Here is an 18,220-nt window from a genome sequence, read left to right as displayed (position 1 = left end):
AGAGAATCCTTCCATTGCATCTTAGACTGATAGGTCGCCGTGTCGATAGAATCAATTGTGCTTAGATCATCAATGGTTATGTCCTAGTTTTTCCCTAATGCCAACCCTTCATCCCTTTGGAATTCGCCATCATGGACCTGGTTCAGCCCGGAGCTTGCGCCAGAACTTAGAACGTCTGAAACCCGATCTGATCTTAGTGGAGGGGCCGCCGGATGCGGCTGGCGTGATTGAGCAGATCGTTAACCCGAAGATGAATCCCCCTGTCGCCATCTTGATCTATGCGCCAGAGCAACCTCAACAGGCCGTTTATTATCCCTTTGCAGTCTTTTCTCCCGAATGGCAGGCCCTAGACTATGGCCTCCAACACCAAATTCCGGTGCAGTGGATGGATTTGCCCCAGACCCATCAGTTAGCCCTGCGTCAGCAACAGAACGAATCGCCACCTGAAGCAGACAGCGATGCAAGTGTTGATGTGTCTCCAGCTTCTCTGCCAGAGATCCGACATGACCCACTGTTTTGGCTCGCCCAAGCGGCTGGCTATAACGATAGCGAACGCTGGTGGGAGCGAATGGTGGAGCAGCGATCGGAAACGACGGATTTGTTTCCCGCCATTGTTGAAGCAATGACGGCGCTGCGATTGGAGATGGAACAGGACCACCCACCCGATTTAAAGACTGATCGGGACTACCGAGAAGCCCTGCGAGAAGCCTATATGCGGCAAACGATCCGCAAGGCCAAAAAAGCGGGGTATGAAAAAATTGCGATTGTCTGTGGCGCTTGGCATACTCCTGCTTTAGCAGAACCCTTCCCACCAGCTAAGCAGGATACGGCCTTGCTCAAGGGCTTACCCAAACTGAAGGTGACTGCAACCTGGATTCCTTGGACTTACGAGCGGCTAGCCAATCGCAGCGGCTATGGGGCGGGGATTGCCTCACCGGGTTGGTATCACCATTTATGGACAGCATCGGATCAGCCCACCGTCCGCTGGCTGACCCATGTGGCCCGACTGCTGCGGCAGGCGGATATTGATGCATCCTCTGCCAGCGTGATTGAAGCAGTGCGACTGGCCACTTCCTTAGCGGCGCTGCGGGACTGCCCAACACCGGGATTGCCGGAACTGAATGAAGCCGCCCAGACGGTGCTCTGCTTTGGCGAGGAACTGCTGTTGCAGTTGATCCATGAGCGATTGATTATTAGCGATCGCATGGGTCAAGTCCCGGACGATACGCCGATGGTGCCCTTGCAAGTGGATTTACAGCGTTGGCAGAAGAAGCTGCGCCTTAAACCGCAGGTGACATCCAAAGAGCTGGCGCTGGATTTGCGGAAGCCGAATGATTTGTTGCGATCGCATCTCTTACATCGTCTCAATTTATTAGGGATTCCCTGGGGCCGCTCTACCTACAGTCGGGGGAAGGGGACCTTTAAAGAGGCTTGGACCTTGGAGTGGCAGCCTGAGTTTGAAATTGCCCTGATTGAAGCGGGCCAATGGGGCAATACGATTGAAGCAGCTACCACTGCCTATACCTGTGATCTGGCCGAAAATGCAGCCCATCTGCCTGAGCTAACAGAGCTGTTGGACAAAGTGCTGCTGGCTGATCTTCCCGAGGCCATTGCCAAACTGATGACTCGCTTGCAGGCGGAAGCGGCGGTCGCTAGTGATGTGGTGCATCTGATGTCGGCCTTACCGCCCTTAGCCCAAATCCTCCGGTATCGGGATGTGCGCCAAACGGATACCGCAGTGGTCACCCATGTGGTCGATGGCTTAGTTACGCGCATCTGTATTGGCTTACCGGGGGCTTGCGCGTCTTTAGATGATGAAGCGGCGGCCATGATCGACAAGCAAATTATGGCAACCCATAGTGCCATTAATTTGCTCCAAAATCAGGAGCATCAACAGATGTGGTGGATGGTGCTGAAACAGCTGGTGAATCGCGAGAGCCTGCATGGATTGCTGGGCGGTCGCTGCTGTCGGCTACTGCTAGATGGAGGTCAGTTTGAGCCGTCAAGAGCGGCACAACAGTTAGGCTTAGCTTTATCCTTAGCAACAGAACCCACCCAAGCGGCGGCTTGGATTGAAGGTTTCCTCAAGGGCAGTGGCCTGTTGCTGCTCCACGATCAGGATATTTGGCAGGTCCTCAATCAGTGGGTGTGTGAACTGGCACCGGATACCTTTGTGACGCTATTACCGTTGTTGCGGCGAACCTTCTCGACGTTTCCGGCAGCTGAACGACGGCAGATGGGCGAACGAGTGACGCAAGGGACGGTGGGCACTGGATTACAGGGCTGGGAATCGGAGGTATTGGATTGCGATCGCGCCGAAAAAGTCTTACCCCTCGTAGCCCAACTGCTTGGCATGTCGGTGTAATGAATGCTCAGAACTTGAGTCCAGTCAGAAAATCCCTTTTTGATGGCAACTATCACGATGAGAATTCTGTATCCTTGCAACCCCCTTGAACCCAAAGAACCCGATCAGCCGTTTACGGATGAATTTGTGGCCGTTCAAAAATTGGGAATCCCTGCTTCTCTGTTTGCCTATGATGATTTGAGTTTTGGCGACTTTAAACCTCGACCCCATATTCAGTCAGGTGAAACAGTTTTATATCGCGGCTGGATGTTTAATATCATCGCTTATCAGGAATTTACCGACTTTATCCGCAAGAAAGGAGGGATTCCCGTCACTTCACCCGCAGACTATACCCTTTGCCACCATCTCAATCAGTGGTATTCAGCCTGTGCCGAACTCACTCCTGAAACCGTGTTTCTGGAAAAAGGCTCCAACTATCTGGAACAAATCTCAAATTTGAACTGGGATGCTTACTTTATCAAAGACTTTGTGAAGTCCAATACCGATGCTCAAGGGTCCATTGCCAATACTCCAGAACAAGCGGTAAAAATTATCAACCTGATTGAACAGTATCGGGGCGAACTGGAAGGAGGGGTTGCTGTCCGCAGAGTAGAGCAATTTCAACCTCAATCAGAACTGAGGTATTTTGTGATAAACGGCAATGCCTATTCCCCTAATGCTGAGATTCCTACCATCGTTAAAACAGTCACTCAACGCATTGAAGCTCCCTTTTACTCCATTGATATTGCCAAAACTACAGAAGGGATAGAGCGAATTGTTGAATTAGGCGATGGTCAGGTATCAGAGCGAAAAACTTGGTCCCTGGATCGTTTTGTGAGTATGTTGGTGCAGCAATAACCTTCTAAAGGCGATCACATCAACCAACTAGTAAATAGGTAGGCTGCGGCACAGTCTGCTTAGCATCACACTCTAACTCTTGATGTTGCAGCCAGTTGGTTTGTAGTTTAGCAGTGGCCTCAAGCGTGGGTAGCGGCGGACTAATCAAGAAACCTTGAACCATTTCACACTTTAGCGATTTCAATAGATCTAACTGCTCAGGTGTATCTACTCCTTCGGCAATTACGCTCAGATTCAATCCTCTACCCAGAGCCAAAACGGCATTAATGACCTCTAGCTCTCTGGCATCTGCAGTTAAGCGTTTAATAAATGACTGATCGATTTTGAGAATATCTAAGGGAAGTTGAGTGAGATAGTTGAGGGATGAGAAACCAGTCCCAAAATCATCCATCGCAATCCGAATTCCCATACCTTGAAGCTGTCGCAGAACCGATTGAGCCAGGGAAATATTTTTAATCGTAATGCTCTCCGTAATCTCTAGTTCTAAATATTTAGGATCCAGTTGGGTTTGTTGCAAAACTTGGGCAATCGTTTCCACCAGAGTCGGGTCATAAAATTGACGCGCTGATAAATTTACGGAGATAGACAGCGGCATCCCCGTAATCTGCTGCCATTCCACCACTTGTTTGCAGGCAACTTCGAGTACCCACTTGCCAATATGAATGATGAGATCAGACTCTTCAGCCAAAGGAATAAACGTGGCCGGAGACACCAATCCTTGTTCAGGGTGTTGCCAGCGAATCAGGGCTTCTAAGCCTGTGATTTCACCTGTTTGTAAATTGATTTGAGGCTGATAGTACAGTAATAGCTCATTTCGCTCTAGCGCATGGCGGAGACTATTTTGCAGGGCAAACAGTTCTGTTGCCTTGGAGTTCATGCCTGCATCATAGACTCTAAAAATACCTCGGCCTTGTTCCTTGCACTGATAAAGCGCAACATCGGCATTTTGCAATAACCCCTCTGAGTTTTGACCATCGTCCGGGAAGCAGGCAATCCCAATACTGGCATTGACATAGATTTCGTGGTGATCGATTTCGACCACTTCCTTAAAGGCATTCAAAATGCGCTGGGCAGTACCCGTAGCATCTTCAATATTTCTGACCGTAGAGAGCAGCAACGTAAACTCATCTCCTCCCCATCGAGCAACGGTATCTCCTCCACGAAGGCAACTTTGCAACCGATTCGCCACTTCCTTGAGTAATTCATCTCCAACCGAATGGCCCAAGGTATCGTTTATGGTTTTGAACCGATCCAAATCCATAAACATCACGGCCAAGTGGGTGTGATTGCGGTGGGCTTCTGCCAAGGCTTGATCTAAGCGTTCTGCAAATAGGACGCGGTTAGGTAATCCCGTCAGTGCATCATGAAAGGCTTGTTGATGAATAATCTCGTCTTTATCTTGACGTTCTAAAGCGGCACTGACACTGGCAGCCATCGTCCGTAAGATCGCTTCTTCTTGATCGGACCATTGGTAATGGTCACTGCAATCATGGAGTTCAATAAACCCCCAAAAATTATTATTAACAATGATGGGAACGGCCAGAACGGATTGCACACCCTCTTGTTCCAGTACCGTCTGTTCAGCAGTCGGAAAATCACGGGTCAAGCCGCTGATGGCAGTGCCACCCGCTAAGGTGGTATACCACCGTTGAAGATGGGGATTGCTATAGAGTTGACTCTGCCGATGTTCAAAGTGGCGAACGGAATCAATGGCTGTTCCCGTCCACTCGTACCGAAGGGTCGTTGCTAAGCGGTGAGTTGCTGCATGAACATGATTCTCGCTAATGCAAATTCGATCCACACCTGCGGTGGTGCCAAATCGATCCAAGGCGGCATCAATGGCTTCTTCGTAACTAATGTTGGCGAGCAGGTGGGTAGTGGCTTCTGCCACACTTTGGAGCAAGCGATCGCGTTTAAATAACTCAGCTTCTACTTTTTTGCGTTCAGTGATATCAGATAGGCAGCAGCGAATCAGATCATTCTCAGAGATAAAATGAATGGACTGCTCATAGACCTGATAGGCGACAGTCACTTCCCGGCTCAGAACTTTCTGATTGGAGGATTGGGTTAAGCTGATCAGTCCCTGTATCGTAGGATGCTGAACACCCAAAAGGGGTAAATCAGGGAAGGCGCTATAGGCCGCTGGATTAATATAGGTCAGATCCCCTTTAAGATTGATCTCAAACATGGGGCTGGGCAGAATTTCTGGGAATGACGCCAACCTGACGAGGGACGTTGCCCCAAAACTGGGGGCATCCCCTTTCTCATGGACAACGGTTTCCCGAGGATTAATATCGTGGGTAACCGCCTCTTCAAAATTAAAGTTCTGACAGAAATTCTCAAATTCAGAATCAGAAAGCGCGCCTAAGATTAAATACTTGGCCGTCATTTGACGACCAAATACGATTTGGTCTCCATGCTTGAGCTTGGTTGACATGCATTTCTCACCATTGACAGCTGTGCCATTGGTGCTGGGTTCTCCCTGCAAATTACCGTCAATCAGCATAAACCCATAGCTATTGGGATCCGCATCGGTGACTCGCAAGAACAGCGCGTGCTGACGAGAGATCCCTTTGGAGCGGACCACAATGGAGTTGGTCACATCTCGACCCAAGAAATAGGAGGACTCTTCCAAAGGAACCAAACGGAAGCCGTCCAAATCTTCAAGGATCAGCAGATGTCTAATTTTTCTTTGCGGGTCAATGATGTCTGAAGACACGGAACATGCAGTCGCGACGTTACAATGTTCGTCCAAGTTCAGGTCGATCGACATCAGTAAAACTATTGATTTTCTGGGGTGATCAGCTTTTTATAGCAAGATATCTAGATATTTCCACGGCGATCCAAAAGAAAAAGGATCTTTATTAATAAATATTCTTACCATTATTTTTCACAGATGCAATACAACTGGTAAGCATCATCAAAGGGATGCTCATGTGATAAATGATACGTTTCGCATCAGTAGCTGACCAATGAGCTTATTTACGGGTAGTCCGTTGGGTCCGCTCCTTAGCAATGGTCGTTGCGAATTTTTCCGCTGGGAAAAATAGTTTGGCAATAGCGGCTATTACTGACATCGACACCACTCATATCAGCCCTCCGTAAGTTGGCCCCCTGCAGATTGGCTGCGCTCAGATCCACCCCGCTTAGATCAGCATTCTGAAGGTCTGCATCTGTCAGATTGGCTTCACTTAAATCCACTCCACTCAAATCGGCATCCTGGAGATTGGCCTTTGTGAGATTAGCAGCGCTTAAATCCACCCCGCTCAAATCCGCCTTGTGTAGATCGATTTGGCTCAGGTTGGCCTCACTCAGATCCGCCCCACTTAAATCGGCTTGGCTGAGGTTGGCCTCACTCAGATCACAACTACAAAGTTCGGCTCCACTGAAATCGGCTTGGCTCAGATCAAGCTGATGGAGGTCCGTGGCCGTTAAGTCTGCACCAGCAAATCGACGTTCTCCGGCTGCATAGCGACGACTTAATTCTTCACGACTGAGCTTCATAGATCTTCTGGCGTTGCTGATGATTCAACCATAGCTCAATTGCCTAGACTAGGAACCAGCTATCCCCGTCAGGCAGGTATAAAGATTGTGCGGTTAAACTTCTGGAATATCTTATTTGGGTCTTTTAGCTGGCCCAGACTGATTCTGTCCCCCTTATTGATATATGTGGGCTTTGCGCTGTATATCTTTTTTAGGGCAGACAGCATGATTTTTCTACCTCAACCCACAAGTTATCAAGATACAGATGAGATTCTCAAGCTCCCTATCACCCATAAGGAGAAGATCTCAGCCCTGTATTTACCCAATCCTCAAGCCACCTTGACGCTGCTCTATATCCACGGCAATGCCGAAGATTTAGGGGATATTCGGCCTCGGTTAGAGCAGCTACAGCAATCAGGGCTCAATGTGTTTGCTTATGATTACAGAGGGTATGGCACCAGTGATGGTCATCCCAGCGAACAAAATGCCTATCAGGATGCTCAGCAAGCCTACTCCTACCTAACCCAAACGTTGGGGGTGCGACCCAATCGGTTGCTTGTGCATGGTCGTTCTCTAGGGGGTGGATCGGCAGTATATTTGGCAGCACGGTATCCAGTAGCAGGGATAATTTTGGAAAGCACATTTACCTCAACGTTTCGGGTGGTGGTTCCTTTTCCCCTTTTACCCTTTGATAAGTTCACAAATTTGGACAGACTAAAGCAGGTAAAAGTGCCTGTGTTAGTGATGCATGGCGAACAGGATCAGGTAATTCCGATTGAGCATGGTCGTCGGCTATTTGAGGCGGTTTCTGGCCCTAAGCGATCCTTGTGGGTGGCAGGGGCGGGTCACAATAACTTTCCTCAGGTCGCAGGTGAACCGTATTTTCAAGCATTAAAGGAGTTTCAAAGGCTCGTTCTGGAATGAATAACAGCGCAGCATAACGAAAACTTAGGTTTCTCCATCACTTTGGCGTCAATGCTCGGGGGCTGATCGGTTGGTTTCAGGGGAAAAAAATGAGGCCGACTGACGGGGTATCTCGGGGACTCCAAATAGGAAAAAAGCCTGAGAAAGCGTCTGTTTGATGATACGGTGGGGAATCTCTAATCAGATAAGAAGATTGGTTTCAAATCCCTTTACCCCATAGAGAGAAGGAAATACGAATTGTGCAACAGCAAAGAATTCTGTGGGTACAAGTCTTTGCCCTAGCCCTAGTTCAAGGGGCGATTGTATTGATGTGGGTAATCTACAACCTTTACCTAGGAAAACTGTTGGGTGAGTTTGGATATACCCCTGTATTTGTCACGGGTATCTTACTGCTGGAAAACGGTCTGGCGATACTGATGGAACCTCTGATGGGAAACTATTCTGATCGCGCCCAACGCTGGTTAGGAAGCCGATTTCCGTTTATTGCAGCAGGGGTAATTTTGGCATCGGGATTACTAATGGCGACGGCGATGCTGGTCACCTTTGGTCAGCCGGAGGGAATTTTTCGCTGGCTCTTACCGATATTACTGGTGGCTTGGGCCATTTCCATGACGCTGTTTCGCAGTCCAGCTCTGTCCTTGCTCAGTCGATATGCCTTTGGCAGTGGCCTACCGCAGGCCGCAAGTATATTAACCGTGATGGGGGCGATTGCGGGGGCGATGGGGCCTTTGGCCAATAAATATATTCTGGATTTGGGACCAGGGATTGCCTTTGGCCTAGCGTCACTTATTTTGCTAGGGGCTGCGGCCATTCTCAGGTCTGTCAATAGAGAGGTGCAGATGCCCCATCAACCCTCTGGCGTTGGGGCTCGTCCATCCATCAGAAATTTAGCCCTGGTATTTACGGTAGGATGGGGCACCTCGTTGGGGTTTCGGTTATTGATGACGACGTTTCCCAAAATCCTCAAAACCGTCCCCGGTCTGAATGTAGGCCTGACCATGGGCATGATCTTTATTGCCTTGGGGATAACCGCCATTCCAGCAGGAACGGTGGCTCGTAAACTGGGGAATCGCCAAGCCATTCTGTTGGGGTTAGTGGGATTAGCCATCACGTTAGTCGTTATGAATGGGGTAGGCCAGACTTGGGCAGCAGTGGGCGTAGCGATAGCCATTGGGACCTGTTTGAGTTTGGTGAATAATGGCACTTTGCCCTTTGCTCTATCGATGGTGCCTGCCCAGAAAGCGGGTTTGGGAACCGGGATGTTTTTTAGTGGTGGAGCATTGTCTGCCAGTTTATTTGGGGCTTTTTTCAAACAGCCGGATGCGTTGTCCCCCTTGGTGATGACGACTGTCGCGATTGTTAGTTTTGTAGTAGCGATGGTTGCGATCGCATCTAGCAAGAACCCCTCTCTACCATCGACATAAATTGGGGCCTGAATTTTCAGGTTCAATCACCCGAAAATCCAGCAAATACATTTCCCAGTTGCGGCTGGGTGTTTGCCATTCCGAATCCTGAACAATGTTAGGGCTATCGTAGGTTTGCCCTTGATATTCAAAGACCACAGGCACGGTCTGTCCCGCTTGCGTCCAGTCGTAAATCATTTTCTTAAACTCAACAACGGGAAGGGCGTTCCCCTCCAACTCGGCATTTTTAGGATCGATGTCAATCACTTCATCGGGCAAGTCCAGCACCCAAACCACATCTTCCTGATAGCCCCAGCGTTTAAGAGGGTTATTGCTCAGTAGTAAATGATTGGAGCGAGCCCCTTCGGTACGGAGATTGCTAAACATGGAGAAGGTCCCGGCGGTGCGAAGACCGAAATAGGGCATCAGGCCAAAACAGCACAGACCGATTAAAAATACCCCCATAAATTTAGGCATAGATGAGGTTAATATAGGAAGTCCCTGCCAATCGGGTCTATTTTTAGGTAGAAAGAGCTGGGTGAGAATCGGCCAGAGGAAGATGACTGAAGCAAGATTGAAGATGGCCCCGGCGGTGACTTTGATATCGAAATCTAAATAGGCGAGGTAATACAGAGCGGAGAATAGACCTACCATCACATTAATACCAAAGTACAGGTGTGCCCGGTGAATCTGCCGTCCCCCTAGCGAGATCTCGGCTTGTTGTTGCCAGTGCTGTAGGGTGCGATCGGGAATAAAGGTAAAGAGTAAGCTTCCTGCCAGGGCACTAAAATCAACAAAGCCAATCATAGCGATAAAAGCATGCATCAGCCAGGATAGCAGCAAGATGGGAGCCTGCAATCTGGGCACAAACAGCCAGATACTGCCCAATAATTCCCAAGCTAGGACAAAGTAAATATTGACTTGCAAAATGATTTCGGGGAGCAGGACATAATCTCGATCCGCAAATCCGAAATAATAGAGCAGGATGCCGCCACAGGTGAGTAAGGCGAGCAGCAGAATTTTGGGGAATTTCGAGAATTTGAGTCTGGGACGGATTAGTCCTTGCCAGAGTCCCAAGAGGGCCAGGGCAATCACAATTAGCATGACTGGAATGCCCAGGAGATTGGATTGAACCATATCCAGAATCCGATACAGCATCATGCTGGAGCAGGAGACTTGGGGATTGAGAAAGTCGGTATTGAGTTTATGAAATCCAGCCCAGAAGTAGACGCCGAGTAGGGAGGCTCTAAGGACGGGGCGGATCATGGCGTAGTAGCGATCAGCGTTGACCTGTTTGAACCAGGCATAGACCATTCCCGCCATCAGCACAAGGTTGAGGTAAATCAGGAAGTTGACGTGGTTGGCAACGTCGGGAAAGCGAAAAATCAGGAAGTAGGCGGTGGAGAGGACCAGGAAGATAAAAAATTTGAGCCGGGTTATTCGGGTAAAGACGAAGACGGTGATTAATGCCAAAAAGGCGAGGGCAAAGCCGGGGGCTTTCCACTTTTCCTGCATTTCTAGCAGGAAGGCAGTCATGTAGAGGAGGGTGAAGATGGAGAACGGACTCATCGGTTGATTTGTTGACGACTGTGTTCCCCCTTGATAGCGCTACCAGCTATTGCGGCTGAGCGGATGCCATCTTTCCAAAATAAACTGGATTGTCCTGAGTAAGTTGTAGTGTTGGGTTGCTTGAGTGTTCCAGGACTAAGTTCTGAGATGGTTACAATATCAGTGATTGCAGTATTGGAATGATTGTTTCAAAAAGAACGCAATTTTTTTTTAATCTAGTTAATCAACAGCTATTCAAAGTTCAATTGTTTGAAGCATCGTCACACGACCACTCATCGCCAACACAACGCTGATTACGACGTTCAGCTGTTTCTGGGTTGTTTGGCTGATGTAGAGTTGCAGGCAATCTAAAAGCGGTAGGATCTCAAACATGGGCTTTAGCAATACTGCATTAGGAGTAATTCCAAGTGTCCTACTAAAGCCCTCTTGACTAACTACCTAGGAGTCATATCCTTGGTTGGCGAAGGTATTGATCATATAGGCAGTTAAGTGTTTTCGCCTGACGGTGAGTGGCGGTTAATGTTCTCCTCAAAAGGGCAATTCATCGGGACTCTAGCGAAGGGTTAGTTAGCTTATCCCCACAATAACAATGGAAGATTTAATTTTAGGTATAAAGTGTAGAGTTCAAGATTAGTATTGGATGTCCACGTTGAGCGTGTGACTATTTACCTAACGCCGCTAGCCGCTTATCTAGCCGCATCAGAAAAGGTTCAATTTGGTCTTGATTAGGGGTGTAGTAGAGGTTGGCATTCCCCCGATCTGTATCTTCCCAAAATTTAGGTTGGGAAGATCTTAGACGATCGCACGTTTTCTCAATCCGCTGCCGAAACATCTTTTCCCCCAGGACTGCCATATCATCAAGAATATCGGTAATAATACAGTCCACAAACTTATCGTTTTGCTCCTGTAGATAAAACAACGCCAAACAAATTTGCAATGTACGGACCCCACTATTGAGATGAGGTTGATGCAAACTATCGGTTTCGATTTCTGGGGGCCGATCCACCAATAACATCTCGTTTAATAACTGCCGCTGAATCTGGATAGACCAGTCATGTTGATGCACCAGGATCAAAATCTTTTTCATCTCAGCGGCAATCACATCCACAATGAAATACATGGCTGGACTGGTCCGACCATAGCCATAGGCTTCGTTGCCATACATGCGCAGATAATAGAAGCTTTGCCAGGAGTGATGCACTCGACTATGTGTGACAAGACTTTCAATAAAGGCGCGATAGTGAAAAGCCAGATTGTACAAATTACGGGCTTCGTTATGTTTAACCCCATGCTTCAGGGCAAACCGAAACATCGTATTAAACCGAACAATAATCACTTCTAGCAATTGATCATCGGCAATCTCAATGGCAGTCAAGCCAATATTGCTCATTTCTGAGGCACAAAGAGACGCTAAGTCGAACTCCAAATCACCCAGTAAGTGAACATAGATATTGCCCAGTAAGCGAAAACACTTTTGCTCATAAAAGGTCTTGCTTTGTTCAAGATCTTGAAATTGATCGATTAGGGTTTTAAAGGAAATATCAGAGCAAACTGTTTGCCCCACTTTAAAAAACTGAGGGTTAATCTCTGGCTTCGTGGTGATATAGGTTTGAATTAAGAGGCTAATATTCTGAATTGCCTGGGCTTTGGGTTCCCGAAAGGTCAGATACTCAAGTAGATTCCCTAACTGATTCAGTGATTCCAGCAAGCGCCGCTGGCATTCTTCCCGATAGGCATCGTTTTGCAGCAGCCTACCGAAGGAATATCGACGCAATTTATGGATATTTGCCAGATGAGTCTCCACAATTTTGTGAATCACCGTCACGGGCTGAATACTTTTTAGGACATAGAAAATATAGGGAAACGCAATGATGATCGACCCTGGCAAAAAAACATAGAGATTCAGTACAACGCTGGCGGGTCGGATACTAGCGGTGTCTTGGTAATACTTGATCAGCAACGCATGACTGCCGCCAATCATCAGAAACCAAATGTAGACCAAACTGACCCAATCTCGCATGTAGAGTTCTGCAATCTTGGGAATGGTTTGTGCCGCCACTGAGATGGCAATCACTAAGGTTCCTAAGGTTAGGGCAATCAGAGACAGCCAAACCTCAGGCGCAAAGCCAATATCAAGACTATCTATAAAGTGAGGCTGAAGCAGTCCGGTCTGTTTTAGAGAGAGTTGAGAGGTTGCAAATAGCCGCGTGCAGGCAACATCAAGCGAGATAACCCCTGCCAACACCGCCAGAAAAGACAATAGAGAACGGTGCCGAGACCCGAACGCAATGATTCGATGCAGAAGATAAAGGATTTTTAGATCCAAAAGTTGGCGGAATCTCCTTTAAACAACTATCCGCTCCCAATCGGAACAAACTGATTAGCAGAGCTAGGGCAGTCTGTTAAATTGGGAGCGGTCTAGCGGATCGATCAAGTTAAAGTCTGACTGCCGGAAGAACTCCGACATAAACTACGAAGTAGTTGATCAGAGAACAGTCCCGGCGCACAGCCGACCTAGCTCAACTTGATGACCCAGCGTTATACTACTATCTTGCATGGGCATCACCTCCTTAATCCCTGGACGGTTTATTCTCAAACACATCAAAGAGTTGGAATGGTTTTAAGATAGCACATCTGGCCGTGAGCGCAACGATGAAAGCTTAAATAAATGCTTTAAGACGAAAACTGCAGCCAAGCTAAGCGGGTCCCGGGATAAAAGTGAGCCAGAATTTGCTGAAAGTTATACTGGCGTCGAGCGAGTTGATTGGCACCATTTTGGCTCATCCCAAAGCCCTTATGGACATCCCGAACAATTTGATCGGATGCTGCATAAAGCGACTCCACCACTGCGCCATTGTGGGACAAGACAATGCCAGCCGTTTCTTCCACCGCAGTCAAGGTAGAGTTTGTTTCTGTTTCGACTCCTTTATAGGCCTGCCATCTTTGAGTATCGCCCAAATCAAACAGTGGATTAGCTGGACGAGCAATATGGGCTAGCGCATAGGAGCGGGCGGCAATGGCTTGAGACTTGAGAGCCTCAATCGGCCATGACGCAGGCATCTCTGAACCCACAACACTATACAGATAGGACTCCATATCCGTATGGTTGACGCCTAAGAGTTTGCCATTGTTGGCAATCACTTGAACAGCGCCTCGGTACCATCGACCCGACACATAAACGAGACCTGAGTCGGACTCCGGTTGAATCCACACTACATTGGGTGCATTTTGCTTGCCAATCCGAAGTTGTCCGCCTTGGACCACAAAGTTCTCAGCAGAGGATGCAACCAGTTTTTTAACGGCTTGACCTTGCTGATCCATGACCGCAGCTGGAGTAGACGAGCCAATCACTAAATAGGGAGATTGTTGTGCGATCGCAACTCGAATGGGAACCCGAGGTGAGGCTTCAGCGGGTTTAGGGGGTAAGGCTAACGTCGCCGTTGGATGGGACTGAGGGGCTGAAGAGGGTGTCGTAGCCTTAGCGGCTTTTGATGGAGCCTTCGGGTTGGCAGACGAATTGGACTGAGGTGGCTTAGACTCCGGCTTAATAGAAGAGGAGGGGGAGGATGAAGAGGAGGGGGAGGATGAAGAGGCTAACGTCGTTAATTCAGGCGCAGGAATCACAGGTTTGTGAGGCTGTATTTGCGGCTGAAGATTCGTTTTCGTTGCCGAAGGGGGAGGAGGCGCTGGATGGGTACAAGCGCTGGCAACAATCCCGCCCATCCCTGTGAAGAAGAATAGTACGGCTAAACGTTGTGGAGCCTGAGGGAAGACAGGGTAATATCGGCGACAATTCATACAAATAAAGGGTTGAATGGGCTAAATTAGCCGTCTTTTCTTTAATATTCTATATCTCAAGGCCTTAAGCCTATTTTTATTCGGCCCAAGATATAGGGGCCACCTGCTTCTAGAATGACCTGCTTTGGTCTGCAACCAAGCTGCTGCGGATCAGCCTCTCTCTCGACTCAAGAGCGTGCAAGAGGTGTTTCTTCCAGAATACCACTGTAAACAATTATTAATTTCTTGAAAGAGAATTCCCATTAAATCAGGGGGAAGGGGATTTTAGGCCCATTTATCTGCAAAGCTTTATATCGAGATCTCATCAATTGTAAAGAACTACACTATAAATGAGACTCAGAGGGAGACAATGAAAGACAGGAACAGAATTTTAGATAAATTCCTTTATTTTTTGTTCAGAAAAAACTGAACGTTGTGTGTTTCCCGATTTAGCCCCATGAATCAGCTCACGTTTAATATTCTCACCCTTCCGATTGAGGGACGCCAATGGTATAGAAGACGACTTCTGTACCTACTGAGCTTACTGGTGGCTTTAAATGGATGGATGGCTCATACTCTTCGTGCTAGTGCTCAACCTTCGCCTCAGCGCCAATCTATAGAAATAAAAGCGCAATCGGCAGTAGCGGTCTCTTTGCCCAATTATCCCCTCAAGGAAGGTGTCCATCTCTTTGGCCGGGCGCGGGTGCCAGCACAATTGCAGACAGAATACCTCGTTTTCCGAATGACCCGAAATCGGGTAGTGGGGGCATTTTTTATGCCATCCTCTTCCTTTGACTGCTTTTCAGGAACGATGGACGCGAGCAAGCTAACACTCACTGTGGTCGAGAGCTATGAACAGCAAACCTACGACCACAGTATCAACTTAAATCAGTACTATCCCATCCCCTCGATCAGTGATAACGATCTGCGGATCTTGGATGTCTGTGCCACTCCCTCCAGTCATACGGCCCAAGAGCCCTAGCGGTTATCGAATATTAAGGGTTGAATCTAAGGTCAAATCCAGATCCTGTTTAGCGTCAACAACGACAACATCAACCTTCTCGCGGCGCCCCAGTAGCCATCCGCCTAGGGCACCCGCACCAGCGCCCCCCAAGACTTCAATCACACCGACATCACCAAAGATTTCCGACAGAACTGCAGCCGCAGCTCCCCCCACCAGCGCCCCTTGCCAAATCCGATCATTATTGCCCTTGCGAATTTCTTCTGTTCGAGTGATCACCTCTGAGGTGGCGTCGATATCTTGGCGATCGCGATTGGTCAAAACTAGCGTATTGGCAACAAACTGAGTGCCTCTACCAGACGGTTCGAGTTGACCTGCAATTCTGCTCCCTCTGGGGACTAGAACCGTCCCTCGGGAATTGCGGACATCTTCAATCACGGTGAGGGTTACGGGTAACGTTTCATCGGGTTTGAGGATAATTCGCTCCGCCCCCTGATAGGCTGCGGGAATTCGGGTTCCCGCGCTGAGGGAAGCCCGACTGGAACGAGGAAAGACTTGGGCCTGAGCGGGCAAAATCTGCAACAAAGGAGCAACGCCAGCACTACTCATCCCTAGCGCCAATAACGTTGCTAGTCCAGATCGAGAAACGGATCGGTGAGTTTTCATGGCATTGTCCTCATGTAACATGTTGTCCTTGCAGATTTGAAGACAAGGGGATAACAAAGAAAGTTCCTGACTGTAGTCGGGGGTTACATGGCCTGGGACTGTGCATGCTGAGTTTCGGCTACTTGCTTGAGTCGTTGCAGTTGACTTTGCATATCTCGACGGGTGAGTTTGGCGGCAAAGGCTTGAAACCCCAAGGCGACAAGGGGATTCTCAATGCGAAATTCGAAGCGGTTAATCAAGCGGGTCCCACTAATTTCGGGTTGGCATTGCCAGCGATCGCATCCTTGAAAAAACCCCTCAAAGGCCCAAACCACTAATCCTTCCTGTCGTTCAATAACTCGACTGTATAAGGTGGGATTGAGAAAAGGGATCCGAATCATAAATTGAGTTTGACTCCCGACCTGCGAACTCCACTCACCCACTGGCTCACATTTTAATAAGGGGTTCAGCCAGAGATGCATCAACGTTTGATCGGTGATAGTTCGATCCACCATGGCGATGGGCGCTTCGATATAGACAGATTGTTCAAAGGTAGTGGTGTCTGCCATATGGGCTCGTAAACAGAATCAACGGCCAAGGCTGACAAAGCATAACCCTATAACATCAAGGTCAAATCCTTATGATTCCTAATGCCTTGGCAATCTCACTTTAGAATATGAAGAGCCAAATTGGTCCTAAATGCCATGTATTGCAAAAGTAGAGTGGACAAGCGGGCACAGTGAGTTGGTAGCTGTGATGGTCTGTGACTAGCTTTTGGTCATCGCCAAACACTTTTGAATAGAGTGTTATCTGCACCGTTTATGATCCACTATCCATCGTTATCTGGGAGAAGACTTTGAACTATTCACGCCGTCACTTCCTTTCCATTGCCGGAGCAGGTTGTGCAGGGACGCTGATCGGGGCTCAGCTTCATCATCTGTTTACCCGAGCCGCAAACGGAGCCTCTATTGAGGCAGAAGGCTACGGTCCCCTGATTCCCGATCCACATCGGTTGTTGGATTTACCCCGTGGGTTTCAGTATCGGGCCTTCTCCCACACCGGCGAGCGGATGAGCGATGGCTTTCCTGTTCCGGCGCTGCATGATGGAATGGCGGCGTTCCCAGGTCCCCGCAACACCACGGTTCTGATTCGCAATCATGAGCTGAGTCCGAACCAAATGCCTGGTGTTCAAGGCGATCATCCCTACGACCCTCAATGCACAGGGGGAACCACAACGCTGATCCTTGATTCGAATCGGCGCTTACTCAAGCATTATGCATCGCTGACAGGAACCTATCGCAATTGTGCAGGGGGACCCACGCCTTGGGAGTCTTGGATCAGTTGCGAAGAAAATACCTCTACACCAGAGAGTGATCCGGCTGTGAGCAAACGGCATGGCTATAACTTTGAAGTGCCGCTGCAAGCCACAAGGCCCATCCAGCCTCAGCCCTTAGTGGCAATGGGACGCTTTCATCATGAGGCAGTTGCTGTGGATCCAGAGAGTCATGTGATCTATCAAACTGAGGATCGTGAAGATGGGCTGTTCTACCGTTTTATTCCCAAGCAACCCCAGGCACTACAGGCAGGCGGCGTTTTGGAAGCGCTCAGGATTAAAGGCTTCCCCCAACTGAATACCAAACAGGGCATTCCCATTGGTCAGCCCTTGCCAGTGGAGTGGGTTCGTATTCAAGATCCAGATCCAGCGACTGATTCAGTACGAGTAGAGGGATTTGCCAAAGGCGCAGCCCAATTCTGTCGTGGAGAGGGGATCTGTTTAGGCCAGCAGGAGGTCTGGTTTTGTTGCACCAGTGGAGGAACAGCAAGGCTCGGACAAATTTGGCGCTATATTCCTGGGCGAACCCTTAAGGAGGGCGGAACCTTGACCTTATTTGCTGAACCCAACGATCCAGGGATTTTGGACTATCCCGACAACTTAGTGATGGCTCCCTTTGGCGATCTTTTTCTGTGTGAAGATGGGCGGGGGGAACAGTTTATTCGAGGGATTAATGCCCAGGGACAACTCTATCGATTTGCGCGCAATGCCCTCAATGATAAGGAATTGGCCGGGGTGTGTTTTGCCCGCAATCCCTTAATCTTATTTGTAAATTTACAAACGCCCGGCATCACCTTTGCCATCTGGGGACCCTTCGTTTAGATCGGGGGCTATGCATCGTTGAACCGGGCGGTCTGTTGAGCATGAAGTGCCTTCAGAAGTCCGGCAAGGGATTTATTTGCAAATCATCATAATCAACCTAT

13 protein-coding genes are annotated in these 18,220 nt (G+C 48.6%); 6 read left to right on the top strand and 7 right to left on the bottom strand.

Going from position 1 to position 18,220, the window contains the following annotated elements; translation table 11 throughout:
• Nucleotides 1-97: 97 nt before the first annotated feature.
• On the top strand, nt 98-2,365 hold the full coding sequence (locus Q0986_RS10890) for a DUF5682 family protein (RefSeq protein WP_299409739.1): 2,268 nt from the start codon (nt 98-100) through the stop codon (nt 2,363-2,365).
• 42 nt (nt 2,366-2,407) lie between these two features.
• The gene (locus tag Q0986_RS10885) at nt 2,408-3,202 is read left to right on the top strand and encodes an ATP-grasp domain-containing protein (RefSeq protein ID WP_299409735.1); all 795 of its coding nucleotides are present in this window, start codon (nt 2,408-2,410) and stop codon (nt 3,200-3,202) included.
• A 19-nt stretch (nt 3,203-3,221) separates the two neighbouring features.
• Here Q0986_RS10885 and Q0986_RS10880 read toward each other — a convergent pair whose 3' ends face one another.
• Both Q0986_RS10880 and Q0986_RS10875 read right to left on the bottom strand, forming a co-directional pair.
• Complete coding sequence (locus Q0986_RS10880; RefSeq protein WP_299409730.1) at nt 3,222-5,921, bottom strand: EAL domain-containing protein; 2,700 nt, start codon at nt 5,919-5,921, stop codon at nt 3,222-3,224.
• Nucleotides 5,922-6,211: 290 nt separating this feature from the next.
• Nucleotides 6,212-6,706 (bottom strand): pentapeptide repeat-containing protein, encoded by a 495-nt coding sequence (locus tag Q0986_RS10875; RefSeq protein ID WP_299409726.1) that lies wholly within the window; start codon nt 6,704-6,706, stop codon nt 6,212-6,214.
• A 204-nt stretch (nt 6,707-6,910) separates the two neighbouring features.
• On the opposite strand from Q0986_RS10875, the gene Q0986_RS10870 reads away from it, so the two are divergent.
• On the top strand, nt 6,911-7,609 hold the full coding sequence (locus Q0986_RS10870; protein WP_299409722.1) for an alpha/beta hydrolase: 699 nt from the start codon (nt 6,911-6,913) through the stop codon (nt 7,607-7,609).
• Nucleotides 7,610-7,848: 239 nt separating this feature from the next.
• Complete coding sequence (locus Q0986_RS10865; protein WP_299409717.1) at nt 7,849-9,033, top strand: MFS transporter; 1,185 nt, start codon at nt 7,849-7,851, stop codon at nt 9,031-9,033.
• On the opposite strand, the gene Q0986_RS10860 is transcribed toward Q0986_RS10865, so the two are convergent.
• From Q0986_RS10860 to Q0986_RS10850, 3 genes are all read right to left on the bottom strand, one after another.
• A complete protein-coding gene (locus Q0986_RS10860) occupies nt 9,019-10,581 on the bottom strand; it encodes a hypothetical protein (protein ID WP_299409713.1) in 1,563 nt (520 codons plus the stop codon). The two genes, Q0986_RS10865 and Q0986_RS10860, sit on opposite strands and share 15 nt — an antisense overlap.
• 661 nt (nt 10,582-11,242) lie before the next feature.
• Entirely contained in the window at nt 11,243-12,907 is a 1,665-nt protein-coding gene (locus Q0986_RS10855) for a hypothetical protein (protein WP_299409709.1), read from the bottom strand.
• 347 nt (nt 12,908-13,254) lie between these two features.
• Complete coding sequence (locus Q0986_RS10850; RefSeq protein WP_299409706.1) at nt 13,255-14,379, bottom strand: SpoIID/LytB domain-containing protein; 1,125 nt, start codon at nt 14,377-14,379, stop codon at nt 13,255-13,257.
• A gap of 436 nt (nt 14,380-14,815) precedes the next feature.
• On the opposite strand from Q0986_RS10850, the gene Q0986_RS10845 reads away from it, so the two are divergent.
• Nucleotides 14,816-15,340: a hypothetical protein gene (locus tag Q0986_RS10845; RefSeq protein WP_299409701.1), complete on the top strand. Its 525-nt coding sequence runs from the start codon at nt 14,816-14,818 to the stop codon at nt 15,338-15,340.
• Nucleotides 15,341-15,343: 3 nt separating this feature from the next.
• On the opposite strand, the gene Q0986_RS10840 is transcribed toward Q0986_RS10845, so the two are convergent.
• On the bottom strand, nt 15,344-15,985 hold the full coding sequence (locus Q0986_RS10840; RefSeq protein WP_299409698.1) for a hypothetical protein: 642 nt from the start codon (nt 15,983-15,985) through the stop codon (nt 15,344-15,346).
• Nucleotides 15,986-16,068: 83 nt separating this feature from the next.
• A complete protein-coding gene (locus tag Q0986_RS10835) occupies nt 16,069-16,533 on the bottom strand; it encodes an SRPBCC family protein (RefSeq protein ID WP_299409693.1) in 465 nt (154 codons plus the stop codon).
• 287 nt (nt 16,534-16,820) lie between these two features.
• On the opposite strand from Q0986_RS10835, the gene Q0986_RS10830 reads away from it, so the two are divergent.
• The gene (locus tag Q0986_RS10830; protein WP_299409689.1) at nt 16,821-18,119 is read left to right on the top strand and encodes an alkaline phosphatase PhoX; all 1,299 of its coding nucleotides are present in this window, start codon (nt 16,821-16,823) and stop codon (nt 18,117-18,119) included.
• Nucleotides 18,120-18,220 lie beyond the last annotated feature (101 nt).

The organism is Acaryochloris sp. IP29b_bin.148 (assembly GCF_028285565.1).
Taxonomy (GTDB): domain Bacteria; phylum Cyanobacteriota; class Cyanobacteriia; order Thermosynechococcales; family Thermosynechococcaceae; genus Acaryochloris.
This window is presented reverse-complemented; position numbering and strand designations above follow the sequence as displayed.